Genomic DNA, 17,676 nt, shown 5'->3' on the forward strand with positions numbered 1-17,676 from the left:
GGGCATTGTGCCCCTTTTTATTGTTCAATCGGCTGTTTTCGCTCATCAAGCGTAAAGCCTTCGCCGAGCACATCATGAACGTCTGTGACCGCCACAAACGCATGGGGATCGACGGAAGTAATGACACTTTTCAGACGCGGCAGTTCATTTTTTGCTACCACGCAGTACAGCACATCGCGGTCGCGTTTCGTGTAGGAACCTTGCCCCTTTAATATCGTGACACCGCGGTCCATTTCTGTTAAAATCCGGTTGGCGATTTCCTCGCTCTTTTCCGAAATAATCGTCGCTCCTTTTGCCGCATAGCCGCCTTCCTGCATAAAATCAATGACGCGGGCCGCGATGAACACCGCCACAAGTGTATACATCGCCTCACGATATGAAAGATACAGCAAGGAAAGGGTGATGACGACCACATCAAACGTAAACATCGTTTTTCCCATGCTGATTCCTTTATATTTATAGACGAGTCTGGCGATAATGTCGACGCCGCCGGTCGTTCCGCCGTAGCGGAAAATAATGCCAAGACCGACGCCGATAAAGACGCCGGCAAACAATGCGGCCAACGTCATATCGTGTTTCAGGGGCATATGAATGGTGTAGCGTTGAAAAATCCAAAGAAAGAGAGAAACGCTAATGGTTCCGATAATCGTGTATAAAAAAGTTTGGCGGCCAAGCAATTTCCAACCAATAAAAAAGAGCGGAATGTTTAATGCCAAGTTTGTATAGGACGGATCAATGTCAAACAAAAAGTAAAGCAGCAGCGTGATTCCGGTAAAGCCGCCTTCTGCTAAATTATTTTGCATGTTAAAATGGACAAGCCCAAACGCAAAAATCGCAGCGCCAAGCAAAATGAAAAGGATGTTTTTTATTTTTAGCCCGAAAATCATACATTCCCTCCATATTCAGAGTAGTCGGCGTCCTTAATTATAGATGAAGTTGTCCATTCAGGCAACGTGGACAGGCGGCGTGCGAAAATATTTGTCAAAAACGCCGCTTTTCGCTAACATGAAAACATGAGAGGTGACATGGATGCAGGAAAAAACAATCAAGCAACTACAACAAGAAGTCGACGAATATATTAGCCAATTTAAAGAAGGGTATTTCAGCCCGCTGGCAATGCTGGCACGGCTGACGGAAGAGCTTGGCGAACTGGCGCGGGAAGTCAACCATTATTATGGGGAAAAGCCGAAAAAACAGACGGAAAAAGAAAAAACGGTGGCGGAAGAACTCGGCGATTTGTTATTTGTGCTCATTTGTTTTGCCAACTCTTTAAACATTGATTTAGAAGAGGCGCATGATATGGTGATGAAAAAGTTCCGCACCCGTGATAAAGACCGTTGGACACGAAAAGAGGAGGAGAAATAGTCATGGAAACGATTCGCATTGCCATTGCTGGCCCGCGCGGCCGCATGGGGCGTGAAGCCGTTTTGCTTGTACAAAAGACCGAGCATTTTCAACTTGTCGGCGTCATTGACCGGAAAAATGACGGCGGGGACTTAGCGGACATCGAAGGGTTTTTCGGCATCCACGCTCCGATTTACACCGATGCGGCCCGATGTTTTGAGGAAGTCAGACCGGATGTGCTCATCGATTTAACGACACCGGAAGCAGGAAAAAAACATGCTGAAATCGCGCTTCACTACGGAGTCCGTCCGGTTGTCGGCACGACTGGCTTTACGGATGAAGATATTAAACGGCTGACTGCATTGGCGGAAGAAAAAGAAATTGGCGCGATCATTGCTCCTAACTTTGCGGTCGGAGCGGTGCTAATGATGAAATTTGCGCAAATGGCAGCCAAATATTTTCCTGATGTCGAAATCATTGAATTGCATCACGATCAAAAATTAGACGCTCCATCGGGAACAGCATTGAAAACAGCGCAGCTCATTTCCACGGTGCGTCCATCGAAAAAACAAGGACACCCCGATGAAAAAGAAACGCTTGCCGGGGCGCGCGGCGCAACATATGATGGCATTCCGATCCACAGCGTCCGGCTGCCTGGATTGGTCGCCCATCAGGAAGTGATTTTCGGCGGCAACGGCCAATCGTTAACGATTCGCCACGATTCTTTTCACCGAGGTTCGTTTATGTCAGGCGTAAAGTTGTCTGTCGAAACGGTGATGAAGTTACATACGCTTGTATACGGGTTAGAACATATTATCGAGTAGCGCTGCTGCAGGCCTAGCGAGAAACAATAAGCAAAAACGAGCGGGGGTGCTATCGTGAAAATCGCATTAATCGCGCATGATAAAAAGAAAGAGGATATGATTGCATTCATAACCGCTTATCAGCCGATTTTGGCGCAGCATGAATTATATGCGACCGGCACAACCGGCCTTCGCATTCAAGAAGCAACCGGGCTGCACATCCATCGCTTTCAATCTGGTCCGTACGGAGGAGACCAGGAAATCGGCGCAATGATTGCCCGCAATGAGATAGATATGGTTATTTTTCTGCGCGATCCGCTTACGGCGCAGCCGCACGAACCGGATGTGAGCGCCTTGATTCGTTTATGCGATGTGTATTCTGTACCGCTGGCAACGAATATGGGGACGGCGGAAATTTTAATCAAAGGATTAGAACGCGGCGATTTTGCGTGGCGCAATATTGTCCGCGGCAGAAAAGGTGAAGACGATGAATGAGGAGCTGCATATACTGGCGTTTGGCGCCCATCCCGATGATGTCGAAATCGGCATGGGCGGAACGATTGCGAAGTACGCGGAGAAAGGCTACCGCATCGGCATTTGCGATTTAACGCTTGCCGAATTGTCGTCCAACGGCACGGTCGAACGGCGGCAACAGGAAGCGAACAATGCCGCGCGTATTTTAGGCGTTGCCACGAGAATCAACCTTGGACTCCCCGACCGTGGTTTATATCCGACTGAGGAAGCAATTAAAAACATTGTTACTGTCATCCGGCGCTATCGTCCACTTGTAGTGTTTGCGCCTTACTGGGTGGATCGCCACCCGGACCACGGACATTGCGCCCGGCTTGTCGAAGAAGCAGTTTTTTCCGCCGGCATCCGCCGTTACCAAGCGGAACCGGATTTGCCGGCTCATCGTGTGTCTTCTGTCTATTATTACATGATTAACGCCTGGGACCGTCCGCATTTTGTCATCGACATTAGCGATACGATCGAGAAAAAAATCGACAGCTTGCGCGCTTATGAAAGCCAATTTACAAAGACAGCGGGTTCGGTTGATACGCCGCTTACAAACGGTTATATTGAAACCATCGAAAGTCGTGAACGATTGTTTGGGAAAGAAGTCGGCGTTATGTTCGCTGAAGGCTTTTTCACCAAAAAGCCAATTCATATTCATGATTTGCTAGGAGTGTGACGATGAAGCTAAAAATAGGCATCGTTTGTTACCCGTCTGTAGGGGGTTCGGGCGTTGTCGCCACAGAGTTGGGAAAACTGCTGGCGGAAAAAGGCCATGAAATTCACTTTATTTCTTCAAGCATGCCGTTTCGCCTAAATAAAATATACGGCAATATTTATTATCATGAAGTGAGCGTCAACCAATATTCCGTTTTTCAATATCCGCCGTACGATTTAGCGCTTGCCAACAAAATTGCTGCAGTGGCGAAACGCGAGCAGCTGGATGTGCTGCATGCCCATTATGCCGTCCCGCACGCTGTTTGCGCCGTGCTCGCGCGGCAGATGGTCGGGGGGAAATTAAAGATTGTCACGACATTGCATGGGACGGATATTACCATTTTAGGATACGATCCTTCGCTTAGCGATATGATTAAATTCGGCATTGAACAATCCGATGTCGTTACCGCCGTTTCTAACGCGCTCGTTCGGCAGACGTATGAGCTGCTTGATGTGCAAAAGCCGATCCAAACCGTCTATAATTTTGTCGATGAACGGGTATATTGCCGCAAAGATGTCAGCTACTTAAAAAAGGAATACGGAATTGGCGAAAATGAAAAAGTGATTATTCATGTATCCAACTTTCGCAAAGTGAAGCGGGTCCCCGATGTCGTGCGTGCGTTCTCGCTTATTCGCAAACAGTTGCCGGCAAAGCTTTTGCTTGTTGGCGATGGCCCGGAAATGCCGGTCGTTTGCCGCTTAGTCAGGGAGCTTGGGCTTCAGGAAGACGCGCACTTTTTAGGAAAGCAGGACAAGCTTGATGAGCTGTATTCGATCAGCGATGTCATGTTGCTATTGTCGGAAAAAGAAAGTTTTGGCCTCGTCCTTCTCGAGGCAATGGCTTGCGGCGTGCCGTGCATCGGCACAACGATTGGCGGCATTCCGGAAGTGATTGAAGACGGGGAAACAGGATTTTTATGCGAACTTGGCAATGTCGAAGAAATAGCAGAGAAAGCAATGCGGATTTTAACCGATCCACATCTTCATATGTATATGGCCAAACAGGCAGTCCAAACCGTATATAAAAAGTTTCATTCCAGAGAAATTGTCGAACAGTATGAAGATATTTATGTTTCGCTCGCAAAGAGGTGAGTCCATGAAAGAACCTTTTCAAAAAGCGCTTGGCATCATTCGCCAGCTAAAACAGCACGGGTATGAAGCGTATTTTGTCGGTGGGGCGGTGCGCGACCTTTTGCTCGGGCGGAAAATTGGCGATATCGATATCGCGACAAGCGCGCTGCCGCATGAAGTCATGAAATTGTTTCCGAAAACGATTGATATCGGTTCGCAGCATGGCACCGTCGTCGTTATTTATGGAGGGACTCCGTATGAAGTGACTACGTTCCGCACGGACGGCAACTATGAAGACCACCGCCGGCCGGAATCAGTGACATTCGTCCGTTCTCTTTATGAAGATTTAAAGCGCCGTGATTTTACGATGAATGCGATCGCCATGGACGAAGAAGAAAAGCTGATCGATCCGTTCGGCGGGCAAGATGCCATAAAAAAGCAGGTCATTTGCACCGTTGGTGAAGCAAAGCAGCGCTTTTCCGAAGACGCTTTACGAATGATGCGGGCGATCCGCTTTGTCAGCCAGCTCGGCTTTTCACTTGCCGAAGAAACAAGGAGGGCGATTGTCGAAAACGCCTCGCTGCTTTCTCATATTTCGGTAGAGCGGATGACGATGGAATTTGAAAAGCTGCTCGAGGGGCCGTTTGCCAGCCGCGGCTTATCCCTGCTGGTGGAAACGGGTCTGTTTTCCTACTTGCCTCAGCTTCACGATAAGGAGCGTGAACTAAAGGAAGCGGCCGGCTACGACTGGAACCTGCTTGACTCGCGCGGACAGCGCTGGGGGCTGTTGTGCCAAGCGCTTCATATCGGCGATGCCGATGCCTTTTTGCGTGCCTGGAAATTGCCGAATCGACTGATTAAAGAAGTGAAGGCAGTGCTCTTGATTTTGCAGACGATCCGTTCATTTGGCGACTGGACGAAAGAGCGGTTATTTGTTTTTGGATTGGAACACGCCATTTCCGCGGAAACGGTTCGTTCGGTGATAAACGGAGAACCGGTCGAAAAGCATCGCCAAATATTAAACGAGATGTTTGCTGCCCTTCCGATTAAAACAAAAAATGAGCTGGCTGTAAGCGGAAAGGATTTGATGGAATGGTTCGAAAAACCGGGCGGCCCTTGGGTAAAAGAAATGCTCGCCGCAATTGAGCACGCCGTGATTCATGGAGAAGTAGATAATCATAAGGAGCGGATTTACGAATGGCTCATGGATCGCAATCGGATACAAGAAAAAAATTGTTAGAGCTATTTGCGGAAGCGAACGGCGATTTTATTTCCGGGCAAAAAATCAGCGAAATACTTGGCTGTTCGCGCGCCGCTGTGTGGAAGCATATTGAAGATCTGCGCAAAGAAGGGTTTGAACTCGAGGCGGTGCGCCGTCTCGGCTACCGGATCGTCAGCACTCCCGATAAAGTGACCGCCAATGAAATTCAGCTCGGCCTCAAAACGAAAACGTTTGGTCATTTCGTTCATTTTGTGGAAGAAGTCGATTCCACGCAAAAAATCGCCTTGAGGCTTGCCTATGATGGGGCGAAAGAAGGAACGCTCGTCATTGCTGAGCAGCAGACAGCAGGGCGCGGCCGCATGGACCGCAAATGGTTTTCGCCAAAAGGGACGGGCATCTGGATGAGCCTCATTTTGCGCCCGCCAATTCCGCCGCAAAAGGCGCCGCAGCTGACGTTGTTAACAGCGGTGGCGGTCTGCCAGGCGATTCAGCAAGTAACCGGTCTCGTGCCCGATATTAAATGGCCGAATGATATTTTATTGAATGGAAAAAAGTGTGTCGGCATTTTAACGGAGCTGCAGGCTGATCCGGACCGCGTTCATTCCGTCATTATCGGCATCGGCGTGAACGTCAACCAAACGATTGAGCAGTTTCCGGAAGACATTCGCACCGTCGCGACATCGCTTGCCATGGAAAAGGGCGAACGGATCAAGCGCGCGCATCTCGTGCAGGAAATTTTGCTGCAGCTGGAGCGGCTGTACCACCAATATTTGCGGCATGGATTCCGTCCGATTAAGCTGTTATGGGAAGGGTATGCCGTCAGCATTGGTAAAAAAATTACGGCGCACACGTTAAACGGCTCCATAAAAGGAACCGCTCTTGGCATCACCGACGAGGGGCTGTTGATGCTTGAGGATGAGGACAAACATATTCATTATATTCATTCAGCGGATATTCAATTATAAAATACCGTCTAGAAAACTTGTGACAATTTTGTTAAAATACAAACGAACAAGGAAAAGGGCAGTATCTTTCGCGAAAGAACTGCACCGTGCATCAAGGGAAACAACAAAAAAATGCGATCTGCCTTGATCCTTAGAAGGACTGGGACAGAGGGGTGAACTCAGCCGATGATGGTCAAGAACGTCCTTCTTTCTCAAGGTAGAGAAAGAAGGCTTTTTTGTTCGGTCGATTCATCTCCTCTGCAAAAAAAAGAGGAGGGAATAAGTGGTGAAAACGAAAACGGACTTTCTGAAAATGAAAAAAACGAATGAGCCGATTGTCATGGTAACCGCCTATGATTTTCCGTCGGCGAAACTGGCGGAAGCGGCGGGGGTGGATATGATTTTGGTTGGCGATTCGCTCGGCATGGTCGTTTTAGGATATGATTCGACGATTCCAGTTACCGTTGAAGATATGATTCACCATACGAAAGCGGTCCGCCGCGGCGCGCCGAATACGTTTATTGTCACCGATATGCCGTTTATGTCCTACCATTTATCAAAAGAAGAAGCGCTCCGCAACGCACAGCGGATTATGCAGCAATCCGGGGCGAACGCCGTGAAGGTCGAAGGTGCGGACGATGTCGTTCAGGTGATTCGTGCCTTGACACAGGCGGGAGTTCCGGTCGTCGCCCATCTTGGTCTGACGCCGCAGTCTGTTGGGGTTCTCGGCGGTTATAAAGTGCAAGGAAAAGATGCGGAAAGCGCGAAAAAATTAATCGATGATGCCAAGCTTTGCGAACAGGCTGGCGCGATTGCGCTCGTATTGGAATGTGTGCCAAAGCAAATCGCCGCCGCCGTTACGAAAGAGCTGGAAATACCAGTCATTGGCATCGGCGCCGGCGATGAAGTCGATGGCCAAGTGCTCGTCTATCATGATATTCTCGGCTATGGAGTGGATCGGGTTCCAAAATTTGTGAAAAAATACGCCGATATTCAAGAAGCGATTACCCACGCGCTTGCCAATTACGTCGCTGACGTCAAACTGCGCCAGTTTCCGGAGCCGAGTCATATGTTTATGATGAAAGAAGAAGAGTGGACTGCGTTTTATGGAGGAAAACAATCATGATGGTGATAACGAAGATAAAAGATATGCAAACAGCCATGCAGCAATACCGACGCGAAGGAAAAACGATCGGCTTTGTCCCGACGATGGGCTATTTGCACGAAGGCCATGTCGCTTTAATCAAAAAAGCGCGTGAGGAAAATGACATCGTTGCTTTAAGCGTGTTTGTCAATCCATTGCAGTTTGGACCAAATGAAGATTTTGAGCGCTATCCGCGCGATCTCGAACGCGATCAGCGCATTGCCAAAGAACATGGCGTCGATGTTTTCTTTTCTCCAGACGTCAAGGAAATGTATCCGCACCCGTTAAGCGTGCAAGTAGTCGTCAAAGAGCGTGTCGATGTCCTTTGCGGCAAATCGCGGCCAGGCCATTTTGACGGAGTGGCTACCGTGTTAACCAAGCTGTTTCACATTGTGATGCCGGACCGCGCTTATTTTGGTTTGAAAGATGCCCAGCAAGTGGCGGTGGTGGACGGGTTGATTCGCGATTTTCATTTTCCGATTCAATTAGTGGCGGTGCCGACCGTTCGCGAGGAAGACGGTCTTGCCAAAAGTTCCCGCAATGTTTATTTATCGCCGGAGGAACGAAAAGAGGCGCCAGCATTATACAAAGCGCTGCTGCAGGCAAAAGCGGCTGTCGAAAACGGGGAAAGAAACGCAGAGGCAGTTTGTGCGCTAGTAAAACAATATATTCAAACCCATACTCACGGTGAAATTGATTATGCGGAAATTTATTCTTATCCGGACTTAAAACCGCTTGAAACGCTCGCTGGAAAAGTGATCATTGCGGTGGCGGTCCGTTTTGCAAATGCACGTCTGATCGACAACATTATCTTAGATATAGCGTAACAGCCGGTTTCTGAGGAGGGATTGCTTATGTTCCGCACATTAATGAACGCGAAAATTCATCGTGCCCGTGTGACAGAAGCCAATTTAAATTATGTTGGCAGCATTACGATCGACGCCGATATTTTAGACGCCGTCGGCATGGTTGCTAATGAAAAAGTGCAAATCGTCAACAATAATAATGGTGCGCGTTTTGAAACGTATATTATTCCCGGCGAGCGGGGCAGCGGGGTATTTTGTTTGAACGGGGCAGCCGCGCGCCTCGTGCAAAAGGGAGACATCATTATTGTCATTTCTTATGTCATGATTCCGGAGGAGAAAATCGCCCAGCACCGTCCGAAAATCGCCATTATGGACGAGAATAACCGTATCCAGCAGCTTATTGTCGAAGAGCCGGCGCATACGGTTTTATAAAATAAAGCAAGGGAAAGGGGCTATTTCGAAATACGGAAAAGCCCCTTTCGTTAGGCCGTTGATTTTGAGGTGACCCCATAACATGAATGCACGTTTTGTTGTTATTGATTTAGAAACAACTGGGAATGTTCCCAAAAAAGGAGACCGCATTATTCAGCTTGGGATGGTTGTGGTCGAAAACGGAAAAATTGTCAACCGTTTCTCTAGCTTTTTTAATCCCGACCGGGCAATCCCTCCATTTGTTCAACAATTAACAAATATTAACGAACAAATGGTGGAAAACGCGCCAAGCTTTGCCGAAAAAGCGGCGGAAATAGTCGATATGCTGCAGCAGTCTTATTTTGTTGCCCATAACGTTTCTTTTGATTTGCCTTTTTTACAAGAAGAGCTGCAAATGGCGGGCTTGCCGCTCTTTACCGGTCCAACCATTGATACGGTGGAATTGGCCCGCATTGTGCTGCCGACAGCAGAGAGCTATAAATTAGGCGATTTGGCCAAACTGCTCGATATTACTCATGATCATCCCCATCAAGCGGACAGCGATGCCGAAGTAACAGCAAAGCTGCTGCTAAAGCTATTCGATCGTCTGCACCAGCTTCCGCTCATGACGCTGCAGCAGCTAAAGCGCCTGTCCCCTTATTTGAAAAGCGATTTGCATTCGTTGCTCGATGGTATCATTATGGAAAAGATGACAACGTTAGCAAACGAACCGCCACATATATTTTACCGCGGCATTGCGCTAAAAAAACCTGAGCCCATGCCGGAAAAAGACAAAGATTCCCATCCGCCGGCGTCTTTTACTGCGTTTTATGCCGGTCCGCAATGGCTCCCGCTCGATCATTATGAAAAGCGGGACGGGCAATGGGAGATGATGAAGCTTGTTTATGAAGCGCTGGATGCCCCCCAGCACGCTTTAATTGAAGCGGGCACCGGAATTGGCAAATCGCTCGCTTATTTAATTCCGAGCGCTTTTTTTGCCTACGAGCAGCAAAAGCGGGTCGTTATTAGCACCCATACGCTGCAGCTGCAGCAGCAGCTTTTGGAGCGGGATATTCCGCTTTTGAACAAGATCGTTCCTTTTCCGCTGCGCGTCGCGGTGCTGAAGGGAAAGCGTAACTACCTTTCCGTCGATAAGTTTATTGCCTTTTTGCGCGAACCTCACCCAACGTATGATATGGTGTTATTAAAATGTCAGCTGCTTGTTTGGTTGATGCAAACAGAGACAGGGGATATAGATGAACTGAATATCTCATCCGGCGCTCGCTTATTTTGGCCGTCTTTATGCATCGATGACGAGGACAGCGCCAGTAAATATAATTTCTTTTTGCGGGCAAAACAGCGTGCGGAAGAAGCTCATATCGTGATCACCAATCATGCGTTTTTATTGCATGATCTCATTTCTTCCACTCCGCTTCTTCCGGCGCATGACCATATGATCATTGATGAAGCGCATCATTTAGAGGAAGTGGCGTCGCATTATTTCGGACAACAGGTCGACTATGTTTCCATCCGGCTGTTGTTGACGAAAATTGGAAAAGTAGGTGAAAATGGTTCATTGGCCAAATTAATGAAGCTGTTTGCAGAGCAGCATTGGCATGCAGAAGATGTGTTTTTGCGCTGCGAGCATCTTTTGCAGGAGATACAATTTGAATGTGATGAATTGTTCCGCCTGCTGCGCCGTTATGCTCTAGAAAGAAAAACAGCGAGATCGGGGCGCTGTCGTTACCGTTTTGCTCCGGAAAAGGAAGGCGGACGGCAGTGGAGCGCGGTGAAAGAATTATGCTGGCGCATTCGCGGCCATATGGCGGAATTGGCGGAGAAAACGAAGCGATTGCAGTCGATATGCAATGTACAAACGCCATCGCTCAAACCAGCCAGCTCCTATTCGTATTTTTCTGATGTTTCCGCTTTGCAGCAACGGATTGACACATTATTCGATTTGCTTGAAAGCGACGATCCGATGGTGGTGCGCTGGATCGAAGCGGAAGAAAAGGGGGCGGCAAACGCCACTGCCCTGTATTCGCAGCCTATTCAGTTGGATGAATTTTTTGCCGAGCGCCTGTTTATGGTGAAAAAAAGCGTTGTGCTTACGTCTGCAACGTTAACGGTCGACGGCAGTTTTGCCTATATGGTATCGCGGCTTGGTCTTAGCGATTTTTATCCGCTTTGCCGCGCGATTCCGTCTCCTTTCTCGTATAAAGAACAGGCGGTTTTGATGATTCCGAACGATTTGCCGGCCATTTCTTCCACCGCCTTGGAAAAGTATGCCGAAGCCGTTGCAGACGGGGTAGGAAGAATTGCAAGGAAAATAAAAGGAAAAATGCTTGTGCTTTTCAACTCTTATGAATTGCTGAAATTAACGGCAGCGGCGATGAAGATGGAGGAAAGGAATGAAGATTTTGTTCTCATTGCCCAAGGGGTGCAAAGCGGGAGCGCAGCAAAGCTGACAAGAACGTTTCAACAGTTCGATCATGCGATTTTATTTGGGACAAGCAATTTCTGGGAAGGAGTCGACTTGCCGGGCGACGAGCTGACGATCGTGGTGATCGTTCGCCTGCCGTTTGCGCCTCCGGACGATCCGGTGATGGAGGCAAAAAGCGAGCACATTCGCGCCGTAGGCGGAGATCCTTTTTATGAATTATCTCTCCCGGAAGCGATTCTTCGTTTTAAACAAGGATTCGGCAGGCTTATCCGCACAGAAAAGGATAAAGGGGCGGTCTTTGTCTTTGACCGCCGTCTCACGACCGCGTCGTACGGAAAATACTTCCTAAACTCGCTGCCATCCCTGGGGATTTGCGAAGATTCGCTGGATCGGCTGCTGCAAAAACTCGAAACATGGCTTTGATAAATATCAAAAAATAGCGTAATCTATAGCTAGATTGGCCAATGTGCAAGTGGTTCGGAAGAGGAAAAACGAATCAAAAAAAGCGCCTTGCCGCATATACAGCAACAAGGCGCTTGCGAAATGGATTTTGGTGGTGTAGGCGGGCAAATTTTTTATGAAATAAACAGGCAAACTTGTTATAATAGTGAAGAAGCACAACATGTATTGTGTTTGTTGTATTTGTATTGTTGCCGTTCGCGACGGCCTGTATAAGTAACAAAATTTGTGTCACGCAGGAGGAAGCGATGTAAATGGAAAGTAAAATCGAAGTGCTCGCGACCGTCAAAATTCAGCATTCCGATGATTTGTACAAAATCGTCGATTGCTTAAACCGGACGTTAAAGCGCAATAATCTTATGTTTGGACTTGCTTTAGATGAAAACGATAAAAGCAAGGCGGTTTTTACGATCTATCGAACGTAGTGAGATGTGATAGCAATGAGAAAGTGGACAATTTTGCTTTTTATTTTTTTGTGTCTTGTCATTTGGCAGGCAGTTTCCGTTTATCAGGATGCGCTTTGGCCAAAGCAGTCCATGGAAGCGAAAGCGCTCGAGCGTGCTAAAGAAAAAGTCGCCTTCGCACAGATTGACCGTATTTATACATACCATGGAGAAGAGGCGTATATCGTTTTTGTCGGCAAGACGAAAAAAGGGAAAAAATATGTCGTCTGGGTTCCGGAGAAAAAGGGAAAGATTGTCATCAAACGGGCAGAAAGCGGCATTACAGAAGCAGAAGCGATCGCCGCATTAAAGGCGGAGCGCCATCCGAAAAAAATTATTTCCGCCAGACTCGGCATGGAAAAGGGAGTGCCTCTTTGGGAGTTAACATATATTGATCAATACGACCGCTATTCGTTTTATTATGTAAGTTTTACAGATGGAACATTTCTCAAGAGGTACAGTTTTCAACAATGACACAATTAGGGGGAGAAGAGACGATGAAACTGGCAAAACGTGTTGCTTCACTCACACCATCGACGACATTGGCCATTACCGCCAAAGCGAAAGAACTAAAAGCGGCTGGCTATGATGTCATTGGCCTTGGCGCGGGCGAGCCAGACTTTAATACGCCACAGCATATTATCGATGCAGCGGTAAAGGCGATGAATGAAGGACATACGAAATACACGCCATCGGGCGGTTTGCCGGCGTTAAAAACGGAAATCATCAAAAAATTTGCCAAAGATCAGCAACTTCAGTATGAACCCTCGGAAATTATTGTTTGCGTCGGCGCCAAACATGCGTTATATACACTGTTCCAAGTAATTTTAGATGAAGGAGACGAGGTTATCATTCCGACGCCGTATTGGGTCAGCTATCCGGAGCAAGTCAAGCTTGCCGGCGGTGTTCCTGTTTATGTCGAGGGCTTGGAGAAAAACGAGTTTAAAATCACGCCGGAACAGCTAAAAGCGGCCATTACGGAGCGGACAAAAGCGGTGATCATCAACTCGCCAAGCAATCCGACGGGAATGATTTATACGGAAGAGGAGCTAAAAGCGCTCGGCGAAGTTTGCTTAGAGCATGACATTTTGATCGTTTCTGATGAAATTTATGAGAAATTGGTGTACGGAAACGCCAAACACGTATCCATTGCGCAATTGTCGCCGGAATTAAAAGCGCAAACGATCATTATCAACGGCTTGTCCAAATCGCATTCAATGACGGGATGGCGGATTGGCTATGCTGCTGGAAATAAAGAAATTATTAAGGCAATGACCGATCTTGCCAGCCACAGCACTTCCAATCCGACATCGATTGCCCAATACGCAGCGATTGCCGCGTACAGCGGTCCGCAAGAGCCGGTTGAAGAAATGCGCCAAGCGTTTGAAGAGCGGCTGAACATTATTTATGAAAAACTCGTGCAAATTCCAGGATTTACTTGCGTGAAACCGCAAGGAGCGTTTTATTTGTTTCCGAATGCGCGCGAGGCGGCGCGAATGGCCGGATATGATACGGTAGACGGATTTGTTGCCGCACTGTTAGAAGAGGCAAACGTAGCGCTTGTTCCAGGATCCGGATTTGGCGCTCCAGACAATGTCCGCTTGTCATATGCCACTTCGCTCGATGTATTGGAAAAAGCAGTCGAACGCATCAAACAATTTATGGAAAACAAACTGCAACGTGCATAAACAAAGCGGCTTTGCTTCCAGCAAGGCCGCTTTCCTAATGGACAAGTGTCTTTTCTATTGCCTCTGTTTTTGTCGAAATGTATAATATTGAATGATTGTACATACATTGTGTTCGAACAGATGTTGGAGGGAAAATGTACGTGAAAACAACGATTGCAGAAGTAAAAAATTACGTTGGACAAGAAGTAACGATCGGTGCCTGGCTGGCCAACAAGCGCTCAAGCGGCAAAATCGCCTTTTTGCAGCTGCGCGATGGGACAGGCTTTATCCAAGGCGTTGTCGAAAAATCAAAGGTAACGGAAGAGGTTTTTAAAATCGCCAAATCGATCACCCAAGAAACATCGCTATACGTAACGGGAACAGTGCGTGTCGACGAACGTTCTCCGTTTGGATATGAGCTTTCGGTGACCAATTTAGAAATTATTCATGAGGCTGTTGATTATCCGATTACTCCAAAAGAGCATGGCATTGAGTTTTTAATGGATCATCGCCATCTTTGGCTGCGTTCGCGCCGCCAGCATGCGATTATGAAAATCCGCAATGAAGTGATTCGCGCTACGTATGAATTTTTTAATGACCGCGGTTTTGTGAAAATCGACCCGCCGATTTTAACCGGCAGCGCGCCGGAAGGAACAACGGAGCTGTTCCATACGAAATATTTTGATGAAGATGCGTATTTGTCGCAAAGCGGCCAGCTGTATATGGAAGCGGCGGCGATGGCGCTCGGCAAAGTATTTTCCTTCGGTCCGACGTTCCGTGCCGAAAAATCAAAAACGCGCCGCCATTTAATTGAGTTTTGGATGGTTGAACCGGAAATGGCGTTTTATGAATTTGAAGATAATCTCAAACTGCAAGAGGAATATGTATCATATCTTGTTCAATCTGTGTTGAAACATTGCGAGCTGGAGTTAAAACGGCTAGAGCGTGACACGACGAAACTGGAGCTCATCAAACCGCCGTTCCCGCGCATCACGTATGATGAAGCGATTCAGTTGTTGCATGAAAAAGGATTTAACGACATCCAGTGGGGTGACGATTTTGGTGCGCCTCATGAAACAGCAATTGCCGAAAGTTTCGATAAGCCTGTATTTATTACCCATTATCCGACGAGCTTAAAGCCGTTTTATATGCAGCCGGATCCAAATCGTCCGGAAGTGGTATTATGCGCGGATTTAATTGCCCCGGAAGGATACGGGGAAATTATCGGCGGTTCCGAGCGGATTCACGATTATGAATTGTTAAAGCAGCGTCTCGAAGAGCATCATTTGTCGCTGGACGCGTACAAATGGTATTTAGAGCTGCGGCAATACGGTTCTGTGCCGCATTCCGGATTTGGTCTTGGGCTTGAGCGCACGGTCGCTTGGATTTGCGGCGTCGACCACGTTCGCGAAACGATTCCGTTTCCGCGTTTGCTTAACCGCCTTTATCCATAAGAGAAAAACCCCCGAGAAAAAGGGGGTTTTTTTATCCGGTTAATGTTATACTATAGTTGAGGTGCATCCGCATGGATAAAAAGAAAATAGCCGAATGGCTGGCGCAAGGAAGCGTCGCCGTTCCCAAATTATTGTTGAATCATTATAAGTATCTCGGTTTGTCGGAAGGGGAGTTCGTGTTATTATTACATATGCATTCCTTTATCGAAGACGGTGTTTTATTTCCTACTCCGGCCGAGCTGGCCGAAAAAATGACCGTTGCCCCTTCTGAATGCATGGAAATGCTCCGTCAACTGCTGCAAAAAGGATTTATTGCCATTGAGGAGCATACGGATGAAAAGGGAATCCGCAGTGAAAAGTATTCGCTGCAGCCGCTTTGGGAAAAGATTGTTCAATATTTATACACCGAGTGGGCAAAAGAAGAAAGACAGGTTCAGCAAGAGGAAGTGGAAAGCTTATATACCGTGTTTGAACAAGAGTTTGGCCGGCCGCTTTCACCGTTTGAATGTGAAACATTATCAATGTGGATTGACCAAGACGGGCATAGCCCGCAGATTATTAAAGCGGCGCTTCGCGAAGCGGTGCTGTCAGGAAAATTGAATTTCCGCTACATCGACCGTATTTTATTTGAGTGGAAAAAGAATGGAATACGTACGATCGAGCAGGCGCAACATTACGGCAAAAAATTCCGTAAACATCAGCAGTTCGCACGATCAACGAAGACAGCACCGAGCGAATATAAACAAACCATTCCTTTTTTTAACTGGCTGGAATCTTAGCGAGAGGCATTGTCTCTCGCTTTTCTTTGCAAATAGAAAGGAGAATGACCGTGCTTACGAAACAGCAAATTCGCTACTGTTTAGATAAAATGGGGGAAATGTTTCCGAACGCGCATTGCGAGCTTGTGCACCGCAATCCGTTTGAATTATTAATCGCTGTTGTTTTATCCGCGCAATGCACCGATGCCTTGGTCAATAAAGTGACAAAGCGTTTATTTGAGAAGTATAAGACTCCCGAAGACTATGTCGCCGTGCCGCTCGAGGAACTGCAGCAAGATATTCGCTCGATCGGTTTGTACCGCAACAAAGCGAAAAATATTCAAAAATTATGCGCGATGCTAATCGAGAAATATAACGGCGAGGTGCCGAAAGACCGCGATGAGCTGATGAAACTGCCGGGAGTAGGCCGCAAAACGGCAAATGTAGTCGTTTCGGTTGCTTTTGGCATCCCGGCCATCGCCGTCGATACGCATGTGGAACGTGTCAGCAAGCGCCTCGGTTTTTGCCGGTGGAGCGATTCCGTTTTAGAGGTTGAAAAAACGTTAATGAAAAAAATTCCGAAAGAAGAATGGTCTATTACTCATCATCGCATGATTTTTTTCGGCCGTTATCATTGCAAAGCACAGGCGCCGCAATGCCACGCTTGTCCACTTCTTGATTTATGCCGGGAAGGAAAAAAGAGAATGCGAAAGAGGGATGAAAACAGTGCAGGTGCCAAATGAATTTGCCCACCCACTGTTTTTTCGTGGGGGAGAAGTGTTCGAAGTCAAAAATGAACTAGCTTTTCCGCAGATGATGAAAAACGTGCCCTTTTATTATGATATGACGGAGCGTGAGCCGTTTCCGTGGGAGCATATCGAGCAATCGATTCCGGCGGTACAGCAATTATGGAACGAAGAAAAAGCGACATTGGAACACTGCTTTGCCAAACGCGACCGCCGCGCCGCCCGTCAGCCGATGATCCGCGGACTTTCCTATTTGCTTTCTTGTTTGTTTTGGCTCAACGGAAAGAGAGTAAGCAATGTGCGGCATTGGCAAGAAGAAATCCGCGCCTTGCCGGTTACGCCGGTAAACTGTCTAGAACGGCTGCAGTTTATTTTTGACCGCTGTGATGTATATCATTCATTTATTCAACTGTGTGAACTGTTTGGAGAGACGGAGAAGTTGGCATATAAGCAAATAGCGATAAACAAAAGGATGGCTCGATAGGCGAGCCATCCTTTTGTTGTTTACGTTAATTTTCCGCACCAGAGCGCTGCGCATTGGTTCCGAATGCATTTTTGGCTTGGTTATTTCCATTGGTTGCCCCAATATTGTTTATTGGCGGCTGTGTAGTTGGCGCAGTGCCACCGTTGTTGCCGCTGTTGTTGCCACCGTTGTTGCCGCTGTTGTTGCCGCTGTTGTTGCCACCGTTGTTGCCGCTGTTGTTGCCACCGTTGTTGCCGGCGTTGAGGAC

21 protein-coding genes are annotated in these 17,676 nt (G+C 47.6%); 20 read left to right on the top strand and 1 reads right to left on the bottom strand.

The window, feature by feature from the left end; all coding sequences use genetic code 11:
- Nucleotides 1–17: 17 nt before the first annotated feature.
- Complete coding sequence (locus tag HT574_RS14630; RefSeq protein ID WP_017435852.1) at nucleotides 18–887, bottom strand: YitT family protein; 870 nt, start codon at nucleotides 885–887, stop codon at nucleotides 18–20.
- A gap of 142 nt (nucleotides 888–1,029) precedes the next feature.
- Here HT574_RS14630 and HT574_RS14635 point away from each other — a divergent pair, with 142 nt between their 5' ends.
- The 20 genes from HT574_RS14635 to HT574_RS14730 form a co-directional block, all read left to right on the top strand.
- Nucleotides 1,030–1,365 (top strand): nucleotide pyrophosphohydrolase, encoded by a 336-nt coding sequence (locus HT574_RS14635; protein ID WP_017435851.1) that lies wholly within the window; start codon nucleotides 1,030–1,032, stop codon nucleotides 1,363–1,365.
- Nucleotides 1,366–1,367: 2 nt separating this feature from the next.
- On the top strand, nucleotides 1,368–2,168 hold the full coding sequence (dapB, locus tag HT574_RS14640) for a 4-hydroxy-tetrahydrodipicolinate reductase (RefSeq protein WP_017435850.1): 801 nt from the start codon (nucleotides 1,368–1,370) through the stop codon (nucleotides 2,166–2,168).
- 54 nt (nucleotides 2,169–2,222) lie between these two features.
- Complete coding sequence (gene mgsA / locus HT574_RS14645; RefSeq protein WP_175245147.1) at nucleotides 2,223–2,642, top strand: methylglyoxal synthase; 420 nt, start codon at nucleotides 2,223–2,225, stop codon at nucleotides 2,640–2,642.
- Entirely contained in the window at nucleotides 2,635–3,339 is a 705-nt protein-coding gene (gene bshB1, locus HT574_RS14650) for a bacillithiol biosynthesis deacetylase BshB1 (RefSeq protein ID WP_175245148.1), read from the top strand. The genes mgsA and bshB1 overlap by 8 nt, the downstream gene beginning before the upstream one ends.
- 2 nt (nucleotides 3,340–3,341) lie before the next feature.
- A complete protein-coding gene (gene bshA / locus HT574_RS14655) occupies nucleotides 3,342–4,469 on the top strand; it encodes an N-acetyl-alpha-D-glucosaminyl L-malate synthase BshA (protein WP_175245149.1) in 1,128 nt (375 codons plus the stop codon).
- Between the two features lie 4 nt (nucleotides 4,470–4,473).
- On the top strand, nucleotides 4,474–5,688 hold the full coding sequence (locus HT574_RS14660; RefSeq protein ID WP_175245150.1) for a CCA tRNA nucleotidyltransferase: 1,215 nt from the start codon (nucleotides 4,474–4,476) through the stop codon (nucleotides 5,686–5,688).
- Nucleotides 5,646–6,635, top strand: a complete 990-nt coding sequence (locus HT574_RS14665) for a biotin--[acetyl-CoA-carboxylase] ligase (RefSeq protein ID WP_175245151.1) — start codon at nucleotides 5,646–5,648, stop codon at nucleotides 6,633–6,635. The genes HT574_RS14660 and HT574_RS14665 overlap by 43 nt, the downstream gene beginning before the upstream one ends.
- 165 nt (nucleotides 6,636–6,800) lie before the next feature.
- Entirely contained in the window at nucleotides 6,801–6,944 is a 144-nt protein-coding gene (locus HT574_RS14670; protein ID WP_175245152.1) for a hypothetical protein, read from the top strand.
- Complete coding sequence (gene panB, locus HT574_RS14675; protein ID WP_175245153.1) at nucleotides 6,901–7,740, top strand: 3-methyl-2-oxobutanoate hydroxymethyltransferase; 840 nt, start codon at nucleotides 6,901–6,903, stop codon at nucleotides 7,738–7,740. The genes HT574_RS14670 and panB overlap by 44 nt, the downstream gene beginning before the upstream one ends.
- Complete coding sequence (panC, locus tag HT574_RS14680; protein WP_017435843.1) at nucleotides 7,737–8,585, top strand: pantoate--beta-alanine ligase; 849 nt, start codon at nucleotides 7,737–7,739, stop codon at nucleotides 8,583–8,585. Before panB ends, panC begins: the two co-directional genes overlap by 4 nt.
- A gap of 27 nt (nucleotides 8,586–8,612) precedes the next feature.
- Complete coding sequence (panD, locus tag HT574_RS14685) at nucleotides 8,613–8,996, top strand: aspartate 1-decarboxylase (protein ID WP_017435842.1); 384 nt, start codon at nucleotides 8,613–8,615, stop codon at nucleotides 8,994–8,996.
- Between the two features lie 82 nt (nucleotides 8,997–9,078).
- Nucleotides 9,079–11,841, top strand: coding sequence for an ATP-dependent DNA helicase DinG (dinG, locus tag HT574_RS14690; protein WP_175245154.1), 2,763 nt, complete (start codon nucleotides 9,079–9,081; stop codon nucleotides 11,839–11,841).
- A gap of 290 nt (nucleotides 11,842–12,131) precedes the next feature.
- Nucleotides 12,132–12,302: a YpmA family protein gene (locus tag HT574_RS14695; RefSeq protein WP_017435840.1), complete on the top strand. Its 171-nt coding sequence runs from the start codon at nucleotides 12,132–12,134 to the stop codon at nucleotides 12,300–12,302.
- Between the two features lie 15 nt (nucleotides 12,303–12,317).
- Nucleotides 12,318–12,794: a cell wall elongation regulator TseB-like domain-containing protein gene (locus tag HT574_RS14700; protein WP_175245155.1), complete on the top strand. Its 477-nt coding sequence runs from the start codon at nucleotides 12,318–12,320 to the stop codon at nucleotides 12,792–12,794.
- A gap of 23 nt (nucleotides 12,795–12,817) precedes the next feature.
- On the top strand, nucleotides 12,818–14,008 hold the full coding sequence (locus HT574_RS14705) for a pyridoxal phosphate-dependent aminotransferase (RefSeq protein ID WP_017435838.1): 1,191 nt from the start codon (nucleotides 12,818–12,820) through the stop codon (nucleotides 14,006–14,008).
- Between the two features lie 140 nt (nucleotides 14,009–14,148).
- Entirely contained in the window at nucleotides 14,149–15,441 is a 1,293-nt protein-coding gene (asnS, locus tag HT574_RS14710) for an asparagine--tRNA ligase (protein WP_175245156.1), read from the top strand.
- 71 nt (nucleotides 15,442–15,512) lie between these two features.
- A complete protein-coding gene (locus HT574_RS14715; RefSeq protein ID WP_175245157.1) occupies nucleotides 15,513–16,220 on the top strand; it encodes a DnaD domain-containing protein in 708 nt (235 codons plus the stop codon).
- A 50-nt stretch (nucleotides 16,221–16,270) separates the two neighbouring features.
- Complete coding sequence (nth, locus tag HT574_RS14720) at nucleotides 16,271–16,942, top strand: endonuclease III (RefSeq protein WP_175245158.1); 672 nt, start codon at nucleotides 16,271–16,273, stop codon at nucleotides 16,940–16,942.
- On the top strand, nucleotides 16,917–17,429 hold the full coding sequence (locus HT574_RS14725; protein WP_017435834.1) for a YpoC family protein: 513 nt from the start codon (nucleotides 16,917–16,919) through the stop codon (nucleotides 17,427–17,429). The genes nth and HT574_RS14725 overlap by 26 nt, the downstream gene beginning before the upstream one ends.
- A 13-nt stretch (nucleotides 17,430–17,442) precedes the next feature.
- Nucleotides 17,443–17,676 (top strand): hypothetical protein (locus HT574_RS14730; RefSeq protein ID WP_175245159.1); only part of this gene is annotated, 234 nt, incomplete at its 3' end.

The organism is Parageobacillus sp. VR-IP, assembly GCF_013357975.1.
Taxonomy (GTDB): Bacteria; Bacillota; Bacilli; order Bacillales; family Anoxybacillaceae; genus Saccharococcus; species Saccharococcus caldoxylosilyticus.

Bases quoted from the DNA above. Each gene is read 5' to 3' on its own strand.
- dapB (WP_017435850.1), top strand. From the start codon at position 1,368: ATGGAAACGATTCGCATTGCCATTGCTGGCCCGCGCGGCCGCATGGGG.
- HT574_RS14695 (WP_017435840.1), top strand. From the start codon at position 12,132: ATGGAAAGTAAAATCGAAGTGCTCGCGACCGTCAAAATTCAGCATTCC.
- panD (WP_017435842.1), top strand. From the start codon at position 8,613: ATGTTCCGCACATTAATGAACGCGAAAATTCATCGTGCCCGTGTGACA.
- HT574_RS14670 (WP_175245152.1), top strand. From the start codon at position 6,801: ATGATGGTCAAGAACGTCCTTCTTTCTCAAGGTAGAGAAAGAAGGCTT.
- HT574_RS14725 (WP_017435834.1), top strand. From the start codon at position 16,917: ATGAAAACAGTGCAGGTGCCAAATGAATTTGCCCACCCACTGTTTTTT.
- dinG (WP_175245154.1), top strand. From the start codon at position 9,079: ATGAATGCACGTTTTGTTGTTATTGATTTAGAAACAACTGGGAATGTT.
- HT574_RS14635 (WP_017435851.1), top strand. From the start codon at position 1,030: ATGCAGGAAAAAACAATCAAGCAACTACAACAAGAAGTCGACGAATAT.
- HT574_RS14630 (WP_017435852.1), bottom strand. From the start codon at position 887: ATGATTTTCGGGCTAAAAATAAAAAACATCCTTTTCATTTTGCTTGGC.
- HT574_RS14700 (WP_175245155.1), top strand. From the start codon at position 12,318: ATGAGAAAGTGGACAATTTTGCTTTTTATTTTTTTGTGTCTTGTCATT.
- panC (WP_017435843.1), top strand. From the start codon at position 7,737: ATGATGGTGATAACGAAGATAAAAGATATGCAAACAGCCATGCAGCAA.
- bshA (WP_175245149.1), top strand. From the start codon at position 3,342: ATGAAGCTAAAAATAGGCATCGTTTGTTACCCGTCTGTAGGGGGTTCG.
- HT574_RS14660 (WP_175245150.1), top strand. From the start codon at position 4,474: ATGAAAGAACCTTTTCAAAAAGCGCTTGGCATCATTCGCCAGCTAAAA.
- HT574_RS14665 (WP_175245151.1), top strand. From the start codon at position 5,646: ATGGCTCATGGATCGCAATCGGATACAAGAAAAAAATTGTTAGAGCTA.
- HT574_RS14705 (WP_017435838.1), top strand. From the start codon at position 12,818: ATGAAACTGGCAAAACGTGTTGCTTCACTCACACCATCGACGACATTG.
- HT574_RS14715 (WP_175245157.1), top strand. From the start codon at position 15,513: ATGGATAAAAAGAAAATAGCCGAATGGCTGGCGCAAGGAAGCGTCGCC.
- bshB1 (WP_175245148.1), top strand. From the start codon at position 2,635: ATGAATGAGGAGCTGCATATACTGGCGTTTGGCGCCCATCCCGATGAT.